Below are 18,678 nucleotides of genomic sequence, written 5' to 3'. Positions count from 1 at the left end.
AATGCTGCCTGGCATGGCGTCAATGCACAGGAAATCGTATCAGAGGCGGTGATTCCCGCCAAATCGGTCGGGCGCGACTTGACTTCGCGGGCGGGGAGCGGTGTATCCGCGCCTGACTTTAAAACAAATTTTCCGAGGGCAGACCATCATGCACGCCTATCGCAGCCATACCTGCGCCGAGCTGACCAAAGCCAATGTGGGCGACACCGTGCGCCTTGCCGGCTGGGTGCACCGCATCCGCGACCATGGCGGCGTGCTGTTCATCGACCTGCGCGACCACTACGGGGTGACGCAGGTGCTGTGCGACCCCGACAGCCCGGTCTTCAAGCAGGTCGAAAAGGTGCGCAGCGAATGGTGCATCCGGATCGACGGCAACGTGAAGGCGCGCGATGAATCGCTGGTCAATCCCAAACTGCCGACGGGCGAGATCGAGGTCTTCATCCGCGATATGGAAGTTCTGGGCGCTGCCGACGAACTGCCGCTGATGGTGTTCGGCGATCAGGACTATCCCGAGGAAACCCGCCTGCGCTATCGCTATCTCGACCTGCGCCGCGACGCGATGCAACGCAACATGGTGCTGCGGTCCGACGTGGTGGCATCCATCCGCAAGCGGATGTGGGGCCAGGGCTTTCGCGAATTCCAGACGCCGATCATCACCGCGTCCAGCCCCGAAGGCGCGCGCGATTTCCTGGTGCCGTCCCGTCTGCATCCGGGCAAGTTCTATGCCCTTCCACAAGCGCCGCAACAGTTCAAGCAGCTGATCATGGTGTCGGGCTTCGACAAGTATTTCCAGATCGCGCCCTGCTTCCGTGACGAAGACCCGCGCGCCGACCGGTCGCCCACCGATTTCTACCAGCTCGACATGGAGATGAGCTTTGTCACCCAGCAGGACGTGTTCGACACGATCCAGCCGGTGATCGAAGGCGTGTTCGAGGAATTCGGCGGCGGCCGCCCGGTCGACAAGCACTGGCCGCAGATTTCCTATGCCGACGCAGCGCTGTGGTACGGCACCGACAAGCCCGACCTGCGCAACCCGATCAAGATGCAGATCGTCTCCGACCATTTCCGCGGCTCGGGCTTTGCGATCTTCGCCAAGCTGCTGGAACAGGACGGCACCGAGATCCGCGCCATTCCGGCGCCCGGCGGCGGCTCGCGCAAGTTCTGCGACCGGATGAACGCATTCGCCCAGAAAGAGGGCCTGCCGGGGATGGGCTATATCTTCTGGCGTGACGGCGAGGACGGGATGGAAGCCGCCGGCCCCCTGGCCAAGAACATCGGCCCCGAACGCACCGAGGCGATCCGCCAGCAACTGGGCCTTGGCAAGGGCGATGCCGCCTTCTTTCTGGGCGGCAAGCCCGCCAGTTTCGAACGCGTCGCAGCCAAGGCGCGCGTGACCATCGGTGAAGAGCTGAACCTGACCGACAAGGATCGTTTCGCCTTCTGCTGGATCGTCGATTTCCCGATGTACGAGGCCGACGAGGAAACCGGCGCGGTCGATTTCAGCCACAACCCGTTTTCCATGCCCCAAGGCGGCATGGACGCCCTGAGCGGCGATCCGCTGGGCGTTCTGGGCTATCAATACGACCTGGCCTGCAACGGATACGAACTGGTGTCCGGCGCGATCCGGAACCACAAGCCCGAGATCATGTTCAAGGCCTTCGAACTGGCCGGCTATGGCGAGGATGAGGTTCGCAAGCGGTTCGGCGGCATGGTCAACGCCTTCCGTTTCGGCGCGCCCCCGCATGGCGGCTGCGCGGCGGGCATCGACCGGATGGTGATGCTGCTGGCCGACACCGCCAACATCCGCGAGGTCATCATGTTCCCGATGAACCAGCGCGCCGAAGACCTGATGATGAACGCGCCATCCGATCCGACCAGCGATCAGTTGATGGAGCTGGGCTTGCGGGTGATCCCGCAGGACTGACAGCGCCTTTTCGCCAAGCGCGTTCACGTTCGCGTCGCGGGCGGTGCATAGATGCGCGGTTCGGCTTATGTTCGTGGCGTTGCCAATCGCGGGCGCTGCGCAGATGTCGTTCGACCCAACCCTTGCGGAAATCCGGTTCGGCTGCGGCCTGTCACCTCGGTCAGCGCCACCGGGCTCGGTGCGGGACGTGTTGCGCGGGTTGACCGAACCCGACGCAATGGCACAGCGGTTTCCGATCGAAGAGTTCGATACCTTTCTCCTGCGCATTCAGGACCGCATGCAGCACGCCCGCATCTATCGCCAGAACCGGGAAACCGAGATCGGCGAAGCCGCTCGCATGGCGATGCGCGACATCAATGTGCAGGCGCGCCGGGACTCGGCATCGTGGATGGCTGCCATGCTTGCACGCCGAATCGAGACCGGGACAGGCCTGCGCGAACGGCTGGTCGCATTCTGGGCCGACCATTTCACCGCGACGGGAAAGTCGAACGTGATCCGCCGCGGAACGTCGCCATATATCGAAAGCGCGATCCGGCCACGGATCGCCGGGTCGTTCGAAGACCTCTTGATTGCGGCGGTCACGCATCCGCTGATGGTGCATTACCTCGACCAGACCGGTTCTGTCGGGCCGAACTCGGCGCGGTCGGTGGAAACCGGCACGGGTGGGCTGAACGAAAACCTGGCGCGCGAAGTGCTCGAACTGCACACGCTGGGCGTGGGCGGGCCTTACACTCAGGACGACGTGACCGAACTGGCCAAGTTGCTGACGGGTCTGGGGCTGAGCCCGAAATCGGGCCGGACCTTTCGCAAGGCGTTCGCCGAACCAGGGCCCGAAACGGTGCTGGGACGATCCTATGGCGGCGCGAAGCCCGGGTTCCGGGATATCGAAATGGTGCTGCGCGACCTTGCCCGCCACCCCGCGACCGCACGCCACATCGCGACGAAACTGGCCGTGCATTTCGTGGCCGACCAGCCGGATCCCGCGCTGGTCGCGGCACTGGACGCGGCGTACCAGCGGTCCGGCGGGAATTTGCTGACGGTCTACGAAGCCCTGCTGACACATCCGGTGGCGTGGTCGCCGGTGCTGCGGAACGTCAAGCCGCCTTTCGATTTCGTCGCCTCCGCGCTTCGCGCGCTAGGTGCACCGGCCGTGCGGTTGGCCGCCCTGAAGGAACGACCGCTGCGTCTGACCATCCTTCATCCGCTCGCCTTGATGGGGCAGGTCTGGCAGGAACCGGACGGACCCGACGGACTTCCGGAAGAGGATTCCGCCTGGATCACACCGCAAGGCGTGGCCGCGCGTCTGCAATGGGCCATCGCCATGCCGGAACGCCTGGTGCCGGCCCTGCCCGATCCCCGTGACTTCGTCGAGACCGCGCTCGGATCCTTCGCTTCGCCCGCTGTGCGGTTCGCCGCCGAGGCCGCCGAAAGCCGCGCCGACGGGATCGGGCTTGTTCTGGCTTCGCCGGCCTTCCAGAGGATGTGACCCATGTCGACCCGCCTGTCGCGCCGCGCCTTTCTGACCCGCTCTGCCGTCATCGGCTGTTCGCTGGCCGCCAGTCCACTGGTCACGCCGGTGACTTGGGCCGCCACTCCGGGAGAAAAGCGCCTGGTCGTGATCATCCTGCGTGGCGGCATGGACGGGCTGGGCGTTTTGATGCCGCACGGCGACCCGGATTTTGTTTCGGCGCGTGGAACGGTGACCCTTGGCGGAAAAGACGGCGCCGTGGATCTCGACGGGTTCTTCGCGATGCACACCGCCTTGTCGCCTCTCCTTCCGCTTTGGGCCGCCGGTCAGCTGGGCTTCGTGCATGCGGTTTCGACGCCCTATCGCGACAAACGCAGCCATTTCGACGGACAGGATTTACTGGAGGCCGGGATTGCCGATCTGTCATCCGGTCTGACGCGCGACGGCTGGCTGAACCGAATGCTCGGCGAAATGCCGGGCGTCAGCACCCGCACCGCCTATGCGCTTGGTCGCGAACCGATGTTCGTTCTGTCCGGCGCAGCGCCGTTTTCGCGATGGACACCCGAGGTCGACCTGGCGCTCAGCCCGCAGGCACTGCGGCTTGCCGAACTTGTGATGCAGGACGATCCGGCCTTTGCCGAGGCGATGGCGCAAGCCTTCGTCAACGCCGACAGCGACGGCGATCCGGTCGCCTTTTCGGGCGATACCGCCGACATGATGGACATGTTGCGCGCCGACATGGCGACGGGGCGCCAGGCACCGGCCGCAGAGCGGATTGCGGCCTTTGCTGCGCAACAGCTGCGCGGCGATGCGCGGATCGCCACCTTTTCGTTGAACGGCTGGGACACACACGATGCCCAGGACCGCGCGTTGCCACGAGCCCTGGCGCAGTTGGTCACGGCATTGACGACATTGCGCGACACGATGGGAGACGGAGCATGGCGAAACACCGCCGTGATCGCGATGACGGAATTCGGTCGGACCGTCCGCATGAACGGCACCGGCGGTACCGATCATGGCACCGGCGGCGCGATGGTGCTGGCGGGAGGTGCGATTCGCGGCGGCCGGGTCTTCGGCGAATGGCCGGGCCTGGCCGAAGCGGATTTGTATGCGCGCCGCGATCTGATGCCCACACGGGATGTCCGGGCGATCGCGGGCTGGCTGATCCACGGCCTGTTCGGCCTGCCGGTCGGCGCGATCGAAACGCGGGTCTTTCCCGGCGTCGACCTGGGTTCCGATCCCGGCCTGCTGGCCTGAGGCGTTTCAGATCGCGATCTTGTCGGTCAGGCGATCCTGAACCATGGCTGCGACCCTTGCCAGGTTGGCCTGCAACGGCTTGCCGCGCGCTTGGGCATGGGCCAAATCCTCGGCCGCTTCGTGAAGCGGCACATCGCCGGCGCTGCGGGCCACGCCCGAAATGAATTGCGTGACGTAGCGCACGATCCGGTCGTCGGCATAGTCGCCCAACACGTCCGCCGCATGGGCCATGTCATCGCGATAGGCCAGCGGATCGGGCCGGATCGGATCGTCGCTGACAAGGCGCACACCGCTGGGTTGCCGATCGGCGGGAAGCGCGGCAATGATCGCCTCCTGGAACACCGAGACCGACGTGATCGGCTTTGCCAAGAAGACATCCGCGCCCGCAGCGAGCGCCACGTCTTCGGCAAAGCTGTCGCCGCTGGTTCCGACGATTGCCGGAACGCGGGGCGTGGTGCCGGCAAGCTCGGAAATCAGGTCGGCGCCGGAACCGTCCGGCAGCCCCATATCCACGACCACCGCCGTCGGGCGGTAGACCTGAAGGTGGCGGCGCGCCGAACGCAGGCAATCGGCCCGACGAATGCGCGCGCCCGAGCGCAGGCACAACAGCCGCATCGCGTCGCAGGCATAGCGACTGTCTTCGACCACCAGCACGGTCATGCCCAAAAGCGGGCGTGTGGCGGTGGGGCGGGGCAGCGTGTCAAAGATATCCGAATCGTCCATCCTGGCCTCCCATACGGATCCCGTTCAGCTTTGGCGCGGCAAGGTGAACAGGCGGTTAATGGCCGCATCCCGCTTGTTCGGAAGCGCGTGGCACGCCATAAACGCCGCAACGCAGCAAGGAGTGCCTTCATGATCGGACGTCTGAACCATGTCGCCATCGCCGTGCCCGACCTCGAGGCCGCGTCTGCGCAGTATCGCGACGCGCTCGGTGCAAAGGTTGGCGCGCCGCAGGATGAACCCGATCATGGAGTGACGGTGGTTTTCATCGAACTGCCAAACACCAAGATCGAGCTGCTCTACCCGCTGGGCGACGACAGCCCGATCAAGGGTTTCCTGGAAAAGAACCCGTCGGGCGGCATCCATCACGTCTGCTACGAGGTCGACGACATCCTTGCGGCACGCGACCACCTCAAGGCCACCGGCGCCCGTGTTCTGGGCAGCGGCGAACCCAAGATCGGCGCCCATGGCAAGCCGGTGCTGTTTCTGCATCCCAAGGATTTCAACGGTTGCCTGGTGGAGTTGGAGCAGGTCTGAACTATCATCCCGCAAAAGGGAGATTTCCATGGGTATCACATCGGCGCTGGTCCTGTTCGCGGTCATCTGGTTCATGACATGGCTGGTCGTTCTTCCCATCCGCGTCGTCACCCAGGGCGACCGCGGCGAAATCGTGCCGGGCACCCAGGCCGGTGCGCCCGAGATACATCACCTGCGCCGCAAGGCCTGGATCACGACCGGTGTGTCGCTGGTGCTGTGGGTGATCATCGCCGGGATCATCCTGTCAGGATTGATCACGGTCGCCGATATCTCGCGCTGGCTTTACGGCACCTGAACGCGGTCGTTCAGCCGGTGAAAAAGATGGGTGAACGTGGCCGCGCCCAGCACCGGCACCAGAAGGTTCAGCAGCGGAACGCTCAGCGGCAGCGCCATCACGACACCAGCAGCCCAGATCGCCAGGAAATGCCGGCGCCGCAATTGCTTGGCGCCAGCACGGCCGACACGGCGCATCGCCGCCAGCGTGAAATATTCCCGACCCAAAAGGAACCCGTTCAGCGCCCAGAAGATCAGCGGCGCGAAGGGGATGAAGAACAGGTAGAGGATCAGCGCCAGCAGGTTGGCGACGACCAGCGTGCCCAGAAAGCCCACCGTATCGCGCAACGCGTCCCCCAGCGGCACCGTCTGCGCCGGGCCGGCGCCGGGATAGTGACGGTCCTCGACCGCTTGCGCCACCTCGTCCAGAAAGACGGATGTGATCGCCGAAGCGACCGGCACCATCAGGAAAACCGACAACACCAGCATGAGCGGCAGCGCGCCCCAGCTGAGCGCATCATCGACCCAGGTGACCTCGCCGATCCATGGCAGACTGACGCTGTCGCCGACGAACCAGCCGATGGCCGTGACGAATACCAGGTAGATCGCGACGAAAAGCCCGATGGTCAGGCCGACGCCCAACAGCAGGACACGCTGGAACCGGCCGTCGCTCATCTGCCGCAAGGCCGACAGGACCGACGCCAGGATCATTCCGAAACCCATTCCGTGATGGCGTCCAGATCGGGGCGCGGCCGGTCAGGCGGCGCGGCGGTTTCGGTGCCGATATGAATGAAACCGGCAATCCGTTCGTTCGGCGCAAGGCCCATATGTGTTTCGACGAAACGCCTGTCATGCGCCATGACACCGCTCAACCAGTTCGCCCCCCAGCCCGACGCCAGTGCCGCATTCAGCAGCGCAAGGCAGACCGCACCGGCGGAATAGGTCATCTCGACCGCCGGGATCTTGGGGCTTTCCTTTTGCACCTCGACGACCGCGACACATAGCGGACTATCGCCGAAGGCCGCGACCAACTTGACTACCTGATCCGGATCCAGGGCCATCTCGGTGGCCCGCTGCTCGGCGGCGGACGCCAGCCGGCCAAGTGCCGCGCGTTCCAGCACGATGAACCGCCAGGGTTCCAGCTTGCCGTGGTCGGGGCTGCGCGCAGCGGCGGTCAAAAGCGTCAAGAGCGTTTCGCGATCGGGGCCCGGCGCCGTCAGCGTCTTCGCCGGACGGGACCGGCGGGTCAGAAGAAAATCCAGCGCGGCTTGGTTGGGTTGCGGCATGGGCACCTCGTTTCACTGGTCCCTATGTCAGCGCGCAAGCGCCGGGATTCAACCGCCGATCTTGCGGGTTTTTCGCCCGATGCCAAGCCGATCGCAGAAATCGCCTGTTCTTGGCCTTCTGGCGCAACCCGGCGCCGTGTTTGCCTGACACGTCACGCCGCGCGTTGGTTCGTCTCGCGGATACGCTCTCGGGATGCAAAAAGCATTTTCGACCCGCCCGAGAACGGCCAGGGCCAGGGGGCCGTTCACAGGTTGCGGGCCCGCGCGCTTGGTATCGGGCGGCCGGCTTTGACGCCTGCGCACGGCCACATGTCGCGGAACGCATGGTCCGGCCAAGAAACCGATCACTTGCGGCGGGTGTAGACGCCTTCGGGCAGCGAAATCGCGGCGGCAAGATCCCGCATCTGGGTGATCGACAGGGTGATCTTCTGCACGCTGTCGGTTCGCGGATCGTATTGCTCGACGGTCACGCATTCCTCGAATGACGACACGATCACGTCCTCCTGCAGGGGCGTTTCGCCCTCGTCCACAAGGGTCACGACGGTGGCGTCGAATTCGTGCTCGATGCTGAACATGCCGGTAGCCTAGCCAATGCGACGTGCCTTGCCCAGCCTTTCGCGCCGCCGATGCAGCGCAAAGAGCACCGGGGCCAGAACATGGTCGTAAACCAGGCGCGCCGACGGGGCGATGACCGGCAGCCGGACCAGCCGGGCCAACCAGCGCAGCCGCGGCAGGCGGTCCCAAAGCAGCGCAAACGCCTCGACCCCGCCGACCAACCGCCCGTCCGCCACCACGTGAAATCGCCGTGCCGCGCTGTTGCGATCGAGCCCGTAATCGCCGAAAGCCCCTTCGCTCAGACCCGAAAAGGCGATGTCGCCGCCGGTCTTTTCGGCCAGGCGGCGGTATCCCGCGACCTCACGGGCGCAGATCGGGCAGGTGTCGTTGTAGATGACCGTGATGTCCTTGCTCATACCCTGTCAGATAGGCGTCGGCTGCGCACTGCCAAGTGATCGCCAAGGGTCTGGTCCTGACCGTCTCGGCACCCTATCGTTACACCGACACGCACGGGGTATGAGAGATGCGCGCATTCCTTTTGATGGCCGTTGCAGCGGTGCTGGCCGCTTGCGAACCGGTGGTCGTGACGACCGGCCCTGCACCGCAACGACCCACACAAGTGGCTGCACCGGCGGTGCCAAGCCCGCAGGTGCGGAGCCAGGCGCAGCAGGCGGCCCGCGGTTTCGTCGAAGTCGTCGAACGGGTCGAACCGATTGCCGAACGGGAATGCCGCGCACGGACGCGGGGCATGAACTGCGATTTCCTGATTGTCGTCGACGACCGGCCCGGCCAGCCGCCCAACGCCTTTCAGACCGTCGACCGGTCCGGCCGGCCGATCCTGGCTTTCAACCTCGCGCTGATCGCGACAGTCCGCAACACCGACGAAATGGCCTTTGTCATGGGGCACGAAGCGGCCCATCACATCTTGTCGCATCTTGATCGGCAGCGACAGAATGCGACAGTGGGTGCCGTGATCTTTTCCGGCATCGCGGCGATGACCGGAGCCGATGCGCAAGGGGTGCGTTCCGCCGAGGACCTGGGGGCCGCGGTTGGCGCGCGCACCTATTCCAAGGATTTCGAGATCGAGGCCGACGAACTGGGAACAGTCATCGCGCACAGGGCCGGTTTCGACCCGGTCCGGGGTGCCGCTTTCTTTACCCGCCTGCCCGATCCCGGGAACCGCTTCCTTGGCTCGCACCCCCCGAATGCTGCCCGGATCGAGGCCGTTCGCCGGGTGGCATCAAAGCTCTGATTGATATGCATCAAGGCTAGGTTCGCGACCAGCAGCTAGGTTTTGCCCATTCCATCAGGAGGGGGAATGCCGGATGCAACCGCCCAAGACACTGAAACGCCACGCAAAACTCGTTGACCAGATGGCCGAGGCCGTCGGTCTTGACCTGGAAGAACGGATGTTGCGAGGCGAATTGACCTTCGGCGAGCTGGACGACGCGGTGCTGCGATGCACCGGTTGCGCGCAGCCCTGCGCGTGCGAAGCGTTTCTGGCCGGAACCACCGAAACCATCGCGGACACACCGGATTACTGCCGGAACGCCGAGTTGTTCCGCGAATTGCGAGGCTCCGCATCATGAGCGGCCAGGTCGCTCCGCGCCCGCTAGGCCCGAAGTCGCGTCACTACTGGCTGGTGATGCGCATGGCCAAGGCCACCGGCGTTGATCTGGTCAAAGCCATGGAAGACGATCAGATGACGCAAGACGATTGGTCCCGCATTGTCACGCGATGCCGCGGTTGTCAGAATCCTGACGGCTGCTCGAAATGGTTGGCCGATCTCGATGCGGTGGGACTGCGCGACGCACCGGAGAGCTGCATCAACGCCAAGCGATTTGCCGCGATGAAATCAGCAATCGAGGAAATCACGCCATGAGACCCATTCTCGGTGACGCAGAACGCCATTTCTGGATGACCCGCAGCGTGGCCAAGACGATGGGTGTCAGCCTGGGTGACGCGATCCTGTCGCGCCAACTGGCGCCCGAGACCTATGCCGAGATGGTGACGAAATGCCGGACATGCGCTTTGGTCGAAGCCTGCGAGGAATGGCTGTCGAAAGGCCCGGGTCCGCAGGTTACAGCACCACCGGGGTGCTGCAACGCAACGGTTCTGGATCAGTTGCGTCGTCGGCAGGTTCAATAAGCCACGACAGATTGCCTTGGGCGGTCGCGCCTATTGCGAACGCAGGTTCTCGGCCGATTCCTTGATTGCCGCATATTGACCGGAAGGACGGAAGCGCCACAGGTAGTCCGGAAGGATCGCCTCGAGCGCGACCGGCGCGATGCCGAGATCGGCGAAGCCCTGTACCGTGTCCGAAACCACGTTGTCGCGGCGAAGGCTACGCACCTGGTCGCGGGTGATCTGTGCCGGAACCAGTCCGAACGTCAGCCGCTGGACGAAATCGGACACCGAACCGATGATCGCGGCGATCCCGAAGGGGATGTTCAGGATCAGCCGGCGGCGGCGGATCACCGTCAGCATCTGCTGCATGAGTTCGCGGAACGTGTTGGTGTCAGGACCGCCCAGCTCGTAGATCCCATGCTTGGCCTGCCCCGTCACACCCAACACCGCGGCCTGCGCCACATCGTCGACATAGACCGGCTGAAAACGGGTATCGGCACCGACCAGCGGCAGGACCGGGCTGATCGCCGCCATGCCGGCGAAGCGGTTGAAGAACTGGTCTTCCGGGCCGAAAACGACCGATGGCCGCAGAATCATCGCATTCGGCATGTGCCGCAGCACGCTTTCTTCGCCAAGAGCCTTGGTGCGCGCGTAATCGCTGTCGCTGTCTGCGTCCGCTCCGATCGCCGAAAGGTGAACCATCGTCGTGATGCCCTGTTCCGCCGCGATACGGGAGATGCGCTCGGCGCCGTCGTTTTGGACTGCGTCAAAGTTGTTCTTGCCGCTCTTGTCGAAGGTGCCGACGCAATTGACGACCGCGTCGGCGCCTTGCATGACGGCCCGCACGCTGGCGTCGTCACGGATGTTGCAGAAGACCGGCTCGACCTGGCCGACCACGCCATAGGGACGGACGAACAGCGCCTCGTTGGGGCGTCGCACGGCGACACGTACCCGCCAGCCTTGTTTCGCCATGCGCCGCGCGATGTAGCGCCCGACGAATCCGGAGCCTCCGTAAATCGTGACGAGTTTGGACATGAGCCGCCTCCTGGACCGTAGGTTACCGGCAGGAATACCCATCCCAGGCAGGACCGGCAAGGTGCTGGATTGCCGCGCGCCATGGCGGCGGAAAAAGGCGATTGACACGGTCTTGCGGCGCGCGTAAACGCCCTGCTCACGACACCTGCCCAGGTGGCGGAATTGGTAGACGCGCTGGTTTCAGGTACCAGTGGCTTAACGGCCGTGGAGGTTCGAGTCCTCTCCTGGGCACCACTTTCCAGAACCGACGAAATCCCGAGAAGCGGCATCGCCCGAACTGGAAAGCGCGTCGTTACGCCAGCATCAGGGCCTGTGACGCGGGCAGGGTCCGACGCGCTTCGCGGTTCGGGGAATACCGGTCTTGTTCGCCTGTCTGCCCATCGCGTTCAATACCCTTCCGGCCGCCGACTGTGACCGCATCGATGTGGCACCAATCGGCGCTGAGGCTCTCCATCCACAGGCCGTTGGCCATCACCAGTTCATGATGGTCGAACGCGATCGCGACAAAAGCCGGGGCCGGGGAATCGACCCGGTCGATGCCGTTCAGATGGCTCAGATGCCCAGCCGCGACCAGCATCTCGGACATGCCGGCCAGCTTCTTGACCCGGCTGCCGGAAACCAGAATGCGCTGCATCGGGCTGATCAACACGTCGCGTTCCGGGCGACCCGAGCCAAGCGCACCGGCGCGCACCCGGATCGGACGCGAGGAAGAACCACCTTCCATGAACGCCGCCGTCGTGGACAGCGGACCGCAGAACCGAAGGGCTTGATATCCGTTGTCGCGTGTCAGAACCGGGTCGCCCGGCCGCAGGTCGGCCACATCGACTTCGCCCCCAGCACCCTTGATCTTGGTCCCTGCCGCGAGGCCGGGGATCACGGGACCGGAGAACTGAACAGCGCGGCGGTCCGGACGGGAAACCGCGAGGGCATCGCGCTCCGAAGCACCGCGCTGACTTACGCACCAGGATTTGGCAATACTCATACTCTGACCGCTTACGTGCCGAACCGACGGCAACCTTTACGCACACGTCACATCTCCAAACATGCCAGTCGCCTACGCCGGAAATATGGTGACAAAGGGATTTGTACGCGTCGTCGCACAATGTCCCATTGCGGCATATTCGGGGCAGCGGCCGTCGTTTTACGCGCTGTGGTTGCACAATCGTCCGGCTCGGAAACGACTGGCCTGTGCTGGGGCACAATTTCCGATAATCGTTGCCCTGCAATACAGCTTTAGGTCGAATGCCCGGTGCCGTGCATGCGGCGAAAAACCGGCAAAAGTTCGGACCACCGACACCAAGTCGACACACCGTCCGCAAAAAGTGCGAAGACTTCGACCGAAAGTTGTCGAGGACACCGAGTCAAGCCCCTCTCGCGAGGAAACGCCGGCTCGTTTTCCCCGGAAAAACGGGATCGGTGGTGCAAATCAGAGGCCATTTCCGCTGCGCGGCCGCATCCCGCCGCCTTGTTTCGGCGTGCCCGGAATGCCGCGCCCGGACGACTTCGGAGGACGACGGGCTTTCCAGAGGACGTCTTTGCTGGCAATCAGGGCGCGAACAATCCGGGGCGCGCCATGCCACATGCCATCCTGCTCTTGAACGGGCCGAACCTGAACCTGTTGGGACAACGCCAGCCCGAGATATACGGCGCGACGACCCTCGCTGATGTCGAGGCCGACAGCGTCGAATTCGGCCGAACGCTGGACCTGACCGTCACCGCCAAGCAATCGAACTGGGAAGGCCAGTTGGTAGACTGGATTCAGCAGGCGCGCCAGGAGGCGGCAGGCATCGTCATCAATCCCGGGGCCTATTCGCATACCTCGGTGGCGATCCTGGATGCGCTGAACGCGTTCGACGGCCCGGTGATCGAAGTCCACATTAGCCAAATTCACAAACGCGAAGCGTTTCGGCACCATTCCTATGTCAGTCACCGGGCCGACACGGTCATCGCCGGCGCCGGTGTCCACGGCTATCGACTGGCTCTGCGTCACATGGCCGAAACCCTGGCCTGACATTTCGCTTGCGAGTCGCCGTTCGCATCCCTATATGCGTGGCAACAGCGGCGCGTCGGGGTCCACACCCGGCGCCCACCGAAATCTCCGACGGGCCGCTGGCCCGTTTTTTTGTGTTCCGAGGACCCATGACCGACCTGATCGCCAAGACCGCGATGGACAAGCGCCTGGCCGAAATCCTGACCCCCGTGATCGAAGGGATGGGATACGAACTGGTGCGGATTCGGCTGATGGGCGGCGCCACGCCGACATTGCAGATCATGGCCGAACGTCCCGAAGGTGGTATCGAAGTGGACGAATGCGCCGAGATCTCGACCATGGTCAGCGCCACGCTGGATGTCGAAGACCCGATCACCGATGCCTACAACCTGGAGGTTTCCAGCCCGGGTATCGACCGGCCGCTGACCCGGCTCAAGGATTTCGACACGTTCGAAGGCTACGAGGCGCGGATCGAGACCAGCCAGATGATCGACGGCCGCAAGCGCTTCAAGGGTGTGCTTGCCGGTGTCGAGGGCGACGAGGTTCTGATCAACATCGACGAGGGCACCGTCGGCCTGCATTTCGACTGGCTCAGCGACGCCAAGCTCGTCCTGACCGATGACCTGATCAAGGAGATGCTGCGGCAACGCAAGGCCGCCGGCATCATCGACGAAACCAAGTATGACGAAATCGAGGAAGAACCCTCGGAGGCGGAGGATCAATAATGGCCATTACATCAGCCAACCAGCTGGAACTGCTTCAGACGGCCGAAGCCGTTGCGCGCGAAAAGATGATCGACCCGGCGCTGGTGGTCGAGGCGATGGAAGAAAGCCTCGCCCGGGCCGCCAAGTCGCGCTACGGCGCCGAGATGGACATCCGCGTGTCGATCGACCGCAAGACCGGCAAGGCCACCTTCACCCGCGTTCGTACCGTGGTCGAGGATGACGCTGTCGAGAACTACCAGGCCGAGATGACGGTCGAGCAGGCCAAGCAGTACCTGGAAGACCCCAAGGTCGGCGACACCTTCGTCGAAGAAGTGCCGCCGGTCGAACTGGGCCGCATCGCCGCGCAATCGGCCAAGCAGGTGATCCTGCAGAAAGTCCGCGAAGCCGAGCGCGACCGTCAGTACGAGGAATTCAAGGACCGCGCCGGCACCATCATCAACGGCACCGTCAAGCGCGAAGAATACGGCAACGTCATCGTCGACGTCGGCCGCGGCGAAGCGATCCTGCGCCGCAACGAAAAGATCGGCCGCGAAAGCTATCGCCCCGGCGACCGCATCCGCTGCTATGTCAAGGACGTCCGCCGCGAGGCCCGCGGCCCGCAGATCTTCCTGTCGCGCACTGCACCAGAATTCATGGCCGAGCTGTTCAAGATGGAAGTGCCGGAGATCTACGACGGCATCATCGAGATCAAGGCCGTCGCCCGCGACCCCGGCTCGCGCGCCAAGATCGGCGTCATCAGCTACGACAACTCGATCGACCCGGTCGGCGCCTGCGTCGGCATGCGCGGCAGCCGCGTTCAGGCGGTGGTGAACGAATTGCAGGGCGAAAAGATCGACATCATCCCGTGGAACGAGGATGTCCCGACTTTCCTGGTGAACGCGCTTCAACCGGCCGAGGTGACCAAGGTCGTCCTGGACGAAGACGCCGAGCGCATCGAGGTCGTCGTGCCCGAGGAACAGCTCAGCCTGGCCATCGGCCGCCGTGGTCAGAACGTGCGCCTGGCCTCGCAGCTGACCGGTCTGGATATCGACATCATGACCGAGGAAGAGGAATCGGCGCGCCGCCAGAAGGAATTCGAGGAGCGCACGAACCTGTTCATGGAAACGCTGGACGTGGACGAATTCTTTGCCCAGCTGCTGGTGTCGGAAGGCTTCACCAACCTCGAGGAAGTCGCCTATGTCGAGATGGACGAGCTGCTTGTCATCGACGGCGTCGACGAGGACACCGCCAACGAATTGCAGACCCGCGCCCGCGAATTCCTGGAAGAACAGGCCCGCAAGGCACTGGAACGCGCCCGAGAACTGGGTGCCGAAGACAGCCTGATCGCCTTCGAGGGTCTGACGCCCCAGATGGTCGAGGCCCTGGCCCTGGACGGGGTCAAGACGCTGGAAGATTTCGCGACCTGCGCCGATTGGGAACTGGCCGGCGGCTGGACCACGGTCGACGGCGAGCGGGTCAAGGATGACGGCATCCTTGAAAAGTTCGACGTCGGCCTGGAAGAGGCGCAGAACATGGTGATGACCGCCCGCGTCATGCTGGGCTGGGTCGATCCTGCCGATCTGGTGGCCGAGCCCGAGGAAGGCGAGGAAGAAGCCGAGGAAGCAACACAGGCATGACCCGAGGCGGCCACGACAAGGATCGCGATACGGGGCCGGAACGGCGCTGCATCGTGACTGGAGAGACCGGTGGCAAAACCGGTCTCGTCCGCTTTGTCATGGGCCCGGAGGGTGGTATCGTCCCGGATGTGGCTGGTAAACTGCCAGGTCGGGGCCTATATGTGACAGCCGACCGAGGGATTCTCGAAAAGGCCGCTTCGAAAGGCCTGTTCGCGAAGGCCGCGCGTCAGACCGTCACGGTTCCCGAGGATCTCGTCCAACGGATCGAAGCGATGCTGGCCAGGCGGGTCGTGGACCTGATCAGCCTGGCCCGAAAATCTGGCGACGCGGTTTCCGGTTACGAAAAGGTCAAGGCCAAACTCGACCGCGAGGAAGCCAGGGTGCTGATCCAGGCTGAAGACGGGTCGGGCCGCGGGAAATCGAAGCTGAGCACGCCCCATGGCGGCAAATACATCGGCTGGCTGACCGCCGATGAGCTGGGACTGGCCTTCGGGCGACAAAAGGTGATACACGCCGCGCTTGGCGCTGGCGGACTCACGCAGCGTGTTGTAGAGGAAGCCCAACGTTTGAAGGGCATACGCGTCGGAACGGTTGATGCGGATCACGGCGGCAGGGGCCGTCGGAAAGGAAAAGACACTACATGAGCGATAACGACGGCAAAAAGACATTGGGACTGCGCGGTGGCGCCCGTTCGGGGAACGTGAAGCAAAGCTTCAGCCATGGCCGGACCAAGAACGTCGTGGTGGAAACCAAGCGCAAGCGCGTGGTCGTCCCGAAACCGGGCGCCGCTGCGGGCAAGGCCGCGGCTGCATCCGGTACAGCGGCACCGGCCTCCGGCGCGAAACGCCCCGCGGGCATTTCGGATGCCGAAATGGAACGCCGCCTGAAAGCCTTGCAGGCTGCGAAGGCCCGCGAAGCCGAAGACGCCGCGCAACGCGAAGCCGAGGAAAAGGCCCGTGCCGAAGAGCGCGAGCGCCTGCGCGCCGAGAAGGAACAGAAAGAGCGCGAGCAACGCGAGGCCGAAGAAGCCGCGCGGCGCAAGGCCGAGGAAGACGAACGCAAGGCCCGCGAGGCCGCAGAAGAGGCCAAGCGCGCCAGCGCTCCGCCAGCCGCGGCACGCGAAGAGACGCCGGCTCGCGCTGCGGCCAAACCGAAGGAAGCCGCACCCCGCAAGGCCGAACGCGAACGCGAGGATCGCGGTCGCTCGGCCCGTGGTCGGGACGATGGCGGTCGCCGGGCGGGCAAGTTGACGCTGAACCAGGCCCTGGGCGGCGAAGGCGGGCGGCAGAAATCGCTGGCTGCCATGAAGCGCAAACAGGAGCGCGCCCGTCAAAAGGCGATGGGCGGACAGCAAAACCGCGAAAAGGTCATCCGCGACGTGCAGCTGCCCGAAGCGATCACCGTGGCCGAACTGGCCAACCGGATGGCTGAACGCGTGGGCGATGTCGTCAAGTCACTGATGAACAACGGCATCATGGCCACGCAGAACCAATCGATCGACGCCGACACCGCGGAACTGATCATCGAGGAATTCGGTCACCGCGTGACGCGCGTGTCCGATGCCGACGTCGAAGACGTCATCACGGCCGTCGAGGACAAGCCCGAGGATCTCAAGCCGCGCCCGCCGGTCATCACGATCATGGGCCATGTCGACCACGGCAAGACGTCGCTTCTGGACGCGATCCGCAACACCAAGGTTACCGCGGGCGAGGCCGGCGGCATCACCCAGCATATCGGCGCCTACCAGGTGCAGACGAAGGATGGCGTGACGCTCAGCTTCCTCGACACGCCGGGCCACGCCGCCTTTACCTCGATGCGCTCGCGTGGTGCGCAGGTGACGGATATCGTGGTGCTGGTTGTCGCGGCGGATGACGCGGTCATGCCGCAGACCGTCGAGGCGATCAACCACGCCAAGGCAGCCAAGGTGCCGATGATCGTTGCGATCAACAAGATCGACAAGCCGTCGGCCAACCCCACCAAGGTCCGCACCGACCTGCTTCAGCACGAAGTCATCGTCGAAGAGATGTCGGGCGAGGTGCAGGATGTCGAGGTTTCGGCAGTGACCGGCCAGGGTCTGGACGAACTGCTCGAGGCCATCGCGCTGCAAGCGGAAATCCTGGAACTCAAGGCAAATCCCGACCGCGCCGCGCAAGGCGCCGTGATCGAGGCGCAGCTGGATGTCGGCCGCGGCCCCGTCGCCACCGTTCTGGTGCAGAACGGCACGCTGCGCCAGGGCGACATCTTTGTCGTGGGCGAACAGTACGGCAAGGTCCGCGCGCTGATCAACGACAAGGGTGAGCGCGTGAAAGAAGCGGGGCCGTCGGTTCCGGTCGAGGTTCTGGGCCTGAACGGCACACCCGAGGCCGGCGACGTCCTGAACGTCACCGAAACCGAAGCACAGGCCCGCGAGATCGCCGAGTACCGTGCCAATGTCGCCAAGGAAAAGCGCGCCGCGGCCGGTGCCGCCACGACGCTGGAACAGCTCATGGCCAAGGCCAAGGAAGACGAAAACGTCTCCGAGCTGCCGATCCTGGTCAAGGCGGACGTGCAGGGTTCTGCCGAAGCCATCGTTCAGGCGATGGAAAAGATCGGCAACGACGAGGTCCGCGTGCGGGTGCTTCATTCCGGCGTCGGCGCGATCACCGAAACCGATGTCGGCCTGGCCGAAGCCTCGGGCGCGCCGGTCTTCGGCTTCAACGTCCGCGCCAACAAGGCGGCCCGCGACGTGGCCAACCAGAAAGGCGTCGAGATTCGTTATTACAGCGTGATCTACGACCTGGTGGACGACGTGAAGGCGGCGGCTTCGGGCCTGTTGTCGAACGAAATCCGCGAAAAGTTCATCGGCTATGCCACGATCAAGGAAGTCTTCAAGGTCACCGGGGTCGGCAAGGTCGCCGGCTGCCTCGTCACCGAAGGCGTCGCCCGCCGGTCGGCCGGTGTCCGCCTGCTGCGCGACGACGTCGTGATTCACGAAGGCACGTTGAAGACGCTCAAGCGCTTCAAGGACGAGGTTGCCGAGGTACAGTCCGGCCAGGAATGCGGCATGGCGTTCGAGAACTACGACGACATACGCCCGGACGACGTGATCGAAATCTTCGAACGCGAAGAAGTCGAACGCACGCTGGACTAAGCGGTCGCAATCGAACCGGAAAGGGTGCCCTCTGC

At 64.3% G+C, this 18,678-nt stretch carries 21 protein-coding genes and 1 tRNA gene; 15 read left to right on the top strand and 7 right to left on the bottom strand.

Translation table 11 applies throughout. The features are described from left to right. Positions 1-148: 148 nt before the first annotated feature. The 3 genes from aspS to KUH32_RS07760 all read left to right on the top strand — a co-directional run bounded on the left by aspS (position 149) and on the right by KUH32_RS07760 (position 4,649). A complete protein-coding gene (aspS, locus tag KUH32_RS07770) occupies positions 149-1,924 on the top strand; it encodes an aspartate--tRNA ligase (protein ID WP_217777465.1) in 1,776 nt (591 codons plus the stop codon). 103 nt (positions 1,925-2,027) lie between these two features. Beyond that, entirely contained in the window at positions 2,028-3,410 is a 1,383-nt protein-coding gene (locus KUH32_RS07765) for a DUF1800 domain-containing protein (protein ID WP_217777464.1), read from the top strand. A gap of 3 nt (positions 3,411-3,413) precedes the next feature. Then, positions 3,414-4,649 carry a DUF1501 domain-containing protein gene (locus KUH32_RS07760; protein WP_217777463.1) on the top strand — a complete coding sequence of 412 codons (1,236 nt, stop codon included), beginning with the start codon at positions 3,414-3,416 and terminating at the stop codon, positions 4,647-4,649. Between the two features lie 6 nt (positions 4,650-4,655). Here the strand turns inward: KUH32_RS07760 and KUH32_RS07755 are convergent, their stop codons facing one another. Further along, entirely contained in the window at positions 4,656-5,372 is a 717-nt protein-coding gene (locus tag KUH32_RS07755; RefSeq protein ID WP_217777462.1) for a response regulator, read from the bottom strand. 129 nt (positions 5,373-5,501) lie between these two features. Here KUH32_RS07755 and mce point away from each other — a divergent pair, with 129 nt between their 5' ends. Both mce and KUH32_RS07745 read left to right on the top strand, forming a co-directional pair. Beyond that, positions 5,502-5,906 (top strand): methylmalonyl-CoA epimerase, encoded by a 405-nt coding sequence (gene mce / locus KUH32_RS07750; RefSeq protein ID WP_217777461.1) that lies wholly within the window; start codon positions 5,502-5,504, stop codon positions 5,904-5,906. Positions 5,907-5,934: 28 nt separating this feature from the next. Beyond that, the gene (locus KUH32_RS07745) at positions 5,935-6,201 is read left to right on the top strand and encodes a DUF1467 family protein (RefSeq protein WP_217777460.1); all 267 of its coding nucleotides are present in this window, start codon (positions 5,935-5,937) and stop codon (positions 6,199-6,201) included. Here KUH32_RS07745 and KUH32_RS07740 read toward each other — a convergent pair. The 4 genes from KUH32_RS07740 to KUH32_RS07725 all read right to left on the bottom strand — a co-directional run bounded on the left by KUH32_RS07740 (position 6,189) and on the right by KUH32_RS07725 (position 8,436). Next, complete coding sequence (locus KUH32_RS07740; protein WP_217777459.1) at positions 6,189-6,890, bottom strand: EI24 domain-containing protein; 702 nt, start codon at positions 6,888-6,890, stop codon at positions 6,189-6,191. The genes KUH32_RS07745 and KUH32_RS07740 overlap by 13 nt on opposite strands. Beyond that, positions 6,887-7,465: a nitroreductase family protein gene (locus KUH32_RS07735; protein WP_217777458.1), complete on the bottom strand. Its 579-nt coding sequence runs from the start codon at positions 7,463-7,465 to the stop codon at positions 6,887-6,889. Before KUH32_RS07735 ends, KUH32_RS07740 begins: the two co-directional genes overlap by 4 nt. Positions 7,466-7,809: 344 nt before the next feature. Then, positions 7,810-8,040 (bottom strand): DUF8831 family protein, encoded by a 231-nt coding sequence (locus tag KUH32_RS07730; RefSeq protein ID WP_217777457.1) that lies wholly within the window; start codon positions 8,038-8,040, stop codon positions 7,810-7,812. 9 nt (positions 8,041-8,049) lie between these two features. After that, positions 8,050-8,436 carry a thiol-disulfide oxidoreductase DCC family protein gene (locus KUH32_RS07725; protein WP_217777456.1) on the bottom strand — a complete coding sequence of 129 codons (387 nt, stop codon included), beginning with the start codon at positions 8,434-8,436 and terminating at the stop codon, positions 8,050-8,052. Positions 8,437-8,543: 107 nt separating this feature from the next. Between KUH32_RS07725 and KUH32_RS07720 the strand changes: the two genes are divergently transcribed. The 4 genes from KUH32_RS07720 to KUH32_RS07705 all read left to right on the top strand — a co-directional run bounded on the left by KUH32_RS07720 (position 8,544) and on the right by KUH32_RS07705 (position 10,168). Then, positions 8,544-9,272 (top strand): M48 family metallopeptidase, encoded by a 729-nt coding sequence (locus tag KUH32_RS07720; RefSeq protein WP_217777455.1) that lies wholly within the window; start codon positions 8,544-8,546, stop codon positions 9,270-9,272. Between the two features lie 73 nt (positions 9,273-9,345). Continuing rightward, positions 9,346-9,609, top strand: a complete 264-nt coding sequence (locus tag KUH32_RS07715; protein ID WP_217777454.1) for a DUF6455 family protein — start codon at positions 9,346-9,348, stop codon at positions 9,607-9,609. Beyond that, positions 9,606-9,902 (top strand): DUF6455 family protein, encoded by a 297-nt coding sequence (locus tag KUH32_RS07710; protein WP_217777453.1) that lies wholly within the window; start codon positions 9,606-9,608, stop codon positions 9,900-9,902. Before KUH32_RS07715 ends, KUH32_RS07710 begins: the two co-directional genes overlap by 4 nt. After that, positions 9,899-10,168 (top strand): DUF6455 family protein, encoded by a 270-nt coding sequence (locus tag KUH32_RS07705; protein ID WP_217777452.1) that lies wholly within the window; start codon positions 9,899-9,901, stop codon positions 10,166-10,168. The genes KUH32_RS07710 and KUH32_RS07705 overlap by 4 nt, the downstream gene beginning before the upstream one ends. A gap of 30 nt (positions 10,169-10,198) precedes the next feature. Here the strand turns inward: KUH32_RS07705 and KUH32_RS07700 are convergent, their stop codons facing one another. After that, positions 10,199-11,182, bottom strand: coding sequence for a complex I NDUFA9 subunit family protein (locus tag KUH32_RS07700; protein ID WP_217777451.1), 984 nt, complete (start codon positions 11,180-11,182; stop codon positions 10,199-10,201). 147 nt (positions 11,183-11,329) lie between these two features. On the opposite strand from KUH32_RS07700, the gene KUH32_RS07695 reads away from it, so the two are divergent. Beyond that, positions 11,330-11,416, top strand: a tRNA-Leu gene (locus KUH32_RS07695). A 58-nt stretch (positions 11,417-11,474) separates the two neighbouring features. Here KUH32_RS07695 and KUH32_RS07690 read toward each other — a convergent pair. Next, positions 11,475-12,197: a Hint domain-containing protein gene (locus KUH32_RS07690; protein WP_217777450.1), complete on the bottom strand. Its 723-nt coding sequence runs from the start codon at positions 12,195-12,197 to the stop codon at positions 11,475-11,477. A 558-nt stretch (positions 12,198-12,755) separates the two neighbouring features. Between KUH32_RS07690 and aroQ the strand changes: the two genes are divergently transcribed. From aroQ to infB, 5 genes are all read left to right on the top strand, one after another. After that, a complete protein-coding gene (aroQ, locus tag KUH32_RS07685; RefSeq protein WP_217777449.1) occupies positions 12,756-13,193 on the top strand; it encodes a type II 3-dehydroquinate dehydratase in 438 nt (145 codons plus the stop codon). Between the two features lie 128 nt (positions 13,194-13,321). Then, the gene (rimP, locus tag KUH32_RS07680) at positions 13,322-13,897 is read left to right on the top strand and encodes a ribosome maturation factor RimP (RefSeq protein WP_217777448.1); all 576 of its coding nucleotides are present in this window, start codon (positions 13,322-13,324) and stop codon (positions 13,895-13,897) included. Further along, complete coding sequence (gene nusA, locus KUH32_RS07675) at positions 13,897-15,513, top strand: transcription termination factor NusA (protein ID WP_217777447.1); 1,617 nt, start codon at positions 13,897-13,899, stop codon at positions 15,511-15,513. The genes rimP and nusA overlap by 1 nt, the downstream gene beginning before the upstream one ends. After that, positions 15,510-16,157 (top strand): RNA-binding protein, encoded by a 648-nt coding sequence (locus tag KUH32_RS07670; protein WP_217777446.1) that lies wholly within the window; start codon positions 15,510-15,512, stop codon positions 16,155-16,157. The genes nusA and KUH32_RS07670 overlap by 4 nt, the downstream gene beginning before the upstream one ends. Further along, positions 16,154-18,643, top strand: coding sequence for a translation initiation factor IF-2 (gene infB / locus KUH32_RS07665; RefSeq protein WP_217777445.1), 2,490 nt, complete (start codon positions 16,154-16,156; stop codon positions 18,641-18,643). The genes KUH32_RS07670 and infB overlap by 4 nt, the downstream gene beginning before the upstream one ends. Positions 18,644-18,678: the final 35 nt, after the last annotated feature.

It is taken from the genome of Thalassococcus arenae (assembly GCF_019104745.1).
In the GTDB taxonomy this organism is placed as follows: Bacteria; Pseudomonadota; Alphaproteobacteria; order Rhodobacterales; family Rhodobacteraceae; genus Thalassococcus_B; species Thalassococcus_B arenae.
Note: the sequence above shows the minus strand (reverse complement) of the source record. Positions and strands in the feature narration are given on the sequence as shown.

Bases quoted from the DNA above. Each gene is read 5' to 3' on its own strand.
- aspS (WP_217777465.1), top strand. From the start codon at position 149: ATGCACGCCTATCGCAGCCATACCTGCGCCGAGCTGACCAAAGCCAAT.
- KUH32_RS07765 (WP_217777464.1), top strand. From the start codon at position 2,028: ATGTCGTTCGACCCAACCCTTGCGGAAATCCGGTTCGGCTGCGGCCTG.
- KUH32_RS07760 (WP_217777463.1), top strand. From the start codon at position 3,414: ATGTCGACCCGCCTGTCGCGCCGCGCCTTTCTGACCCGCTCTGCCGTC.
- KUH32_RS07755 (WP_217777462.1), bottom strand. From the start codon at position 5,372: ATGGACGATTCGGATATCTTTGACACGCTGCCCCGCCCCACCGCCACA.
- mce (WP_217777461.1), top strand. From the start codon at position 5,502: ATGATCGGACGTCTGAACCATGTCGCCATCGCCGTGCCCGACCTCGAG.
- KUH32_RS07745 (WP_217777460.1), top strand. From the start codon at position 5,935: ATGGGTATCACATCGGCGCTGGTCCTGTTCGCGGTCATCTGGTTCATG.
- KUH32_RS07740 (WP_217777459.1), bottom strand. From the start codon at position 6,890: ATGATCCTGGCGTCGGTCCTGTCGGCCTTGCGGCAGATGAGCGACGGC.
- KUH32_RS07735 (WP_217777458.1), bottom strand. From the start codon at position 7,465: ATGCCGCAACCCAACCAAGCCGCGCTGGATTTTCTTCTGACCCGCCGG.
- KUH32_RS07730 (WP_217777457.1), bottom strand. From the start codon at position 8,040: ATGTTCAGCATCGAGCACGAATTCGACGCCACCGTCGTGACCCTTGTG.
- KUH32_RS07725 (WP_217777456.1), bottom strand. From the start codon at position 8,436: ATGAGCAAGGACATCACGGTCATCTACAACGACACCTGCCCGATCTGC.
- KUH32_RS07720 (WP_217777455.1), top strand. From the start codon at position 8,544: ATGCGCGCATTCCTTTTGATGGCCGTTGCAGCGGTGCTGGCCGCTTGC.
- KUH32_RS07715 (WP_217777454.1), top strand. From the start codon at position 9,346: ATGCAACCGCCCAAGACACTGAAACGCCACGCAAAACTCGTTGACCAG.
- KUH32_RS07710 (WP_217777453.1), top strand. From the start codon at position 9,606: ATGAGCGGCCAGGTCGCTCCGCGCCCGCTAGGCCCGAAGTCGCGTCAC.
- KUH32_RS07705 (WP_217777452.1), top strand. From the start codon at position 9,899: ATGAGACCCATTCTCGGTGACGCAGAACGCCATTTCTGGATGACCCGC.
- KUH32_RS07700 (WP_217777451.1), bottom strand. From the start codon at position 11,182: ATGTCCAAACTCGTCACGATTTACGGAGGCTCCGGATTCGTCGGGCGC.
- aroQ (WP_217777449.1), top strand. From the start codon at position 12,756: ATGCCACATGCCATCCTGCTCTTGAACGGGCCGAACCTGAACCTGTTG.
- rimP (WP_217777448.1), top strand. From the start codon at position 13,322: ATGACCGACCTGATCGCCAAGACCGCGATGGACAAGCGCCTGGCCGAA.
- nusA (WP_217777447.1), top strand. From the start codon at position 13,897: ATGGCCATTACATCAGCCAACCAGCTGGAACTGCTTCAGACGGCCGAA.
- KUH32_RS07670 (WP_217777446.1), top strand. From the start codon at position 15,510: ATGACCCGAGGCGGCCACGACAAGGATCGCGATACGGGGCCGGAACGG.
- infB (WP_217777445.1), top strand. From the start codon at position 16,154: ATGAGCGATAACGACGGCAAAAAGACATTGGGACTGCGCGGTGGCGCC.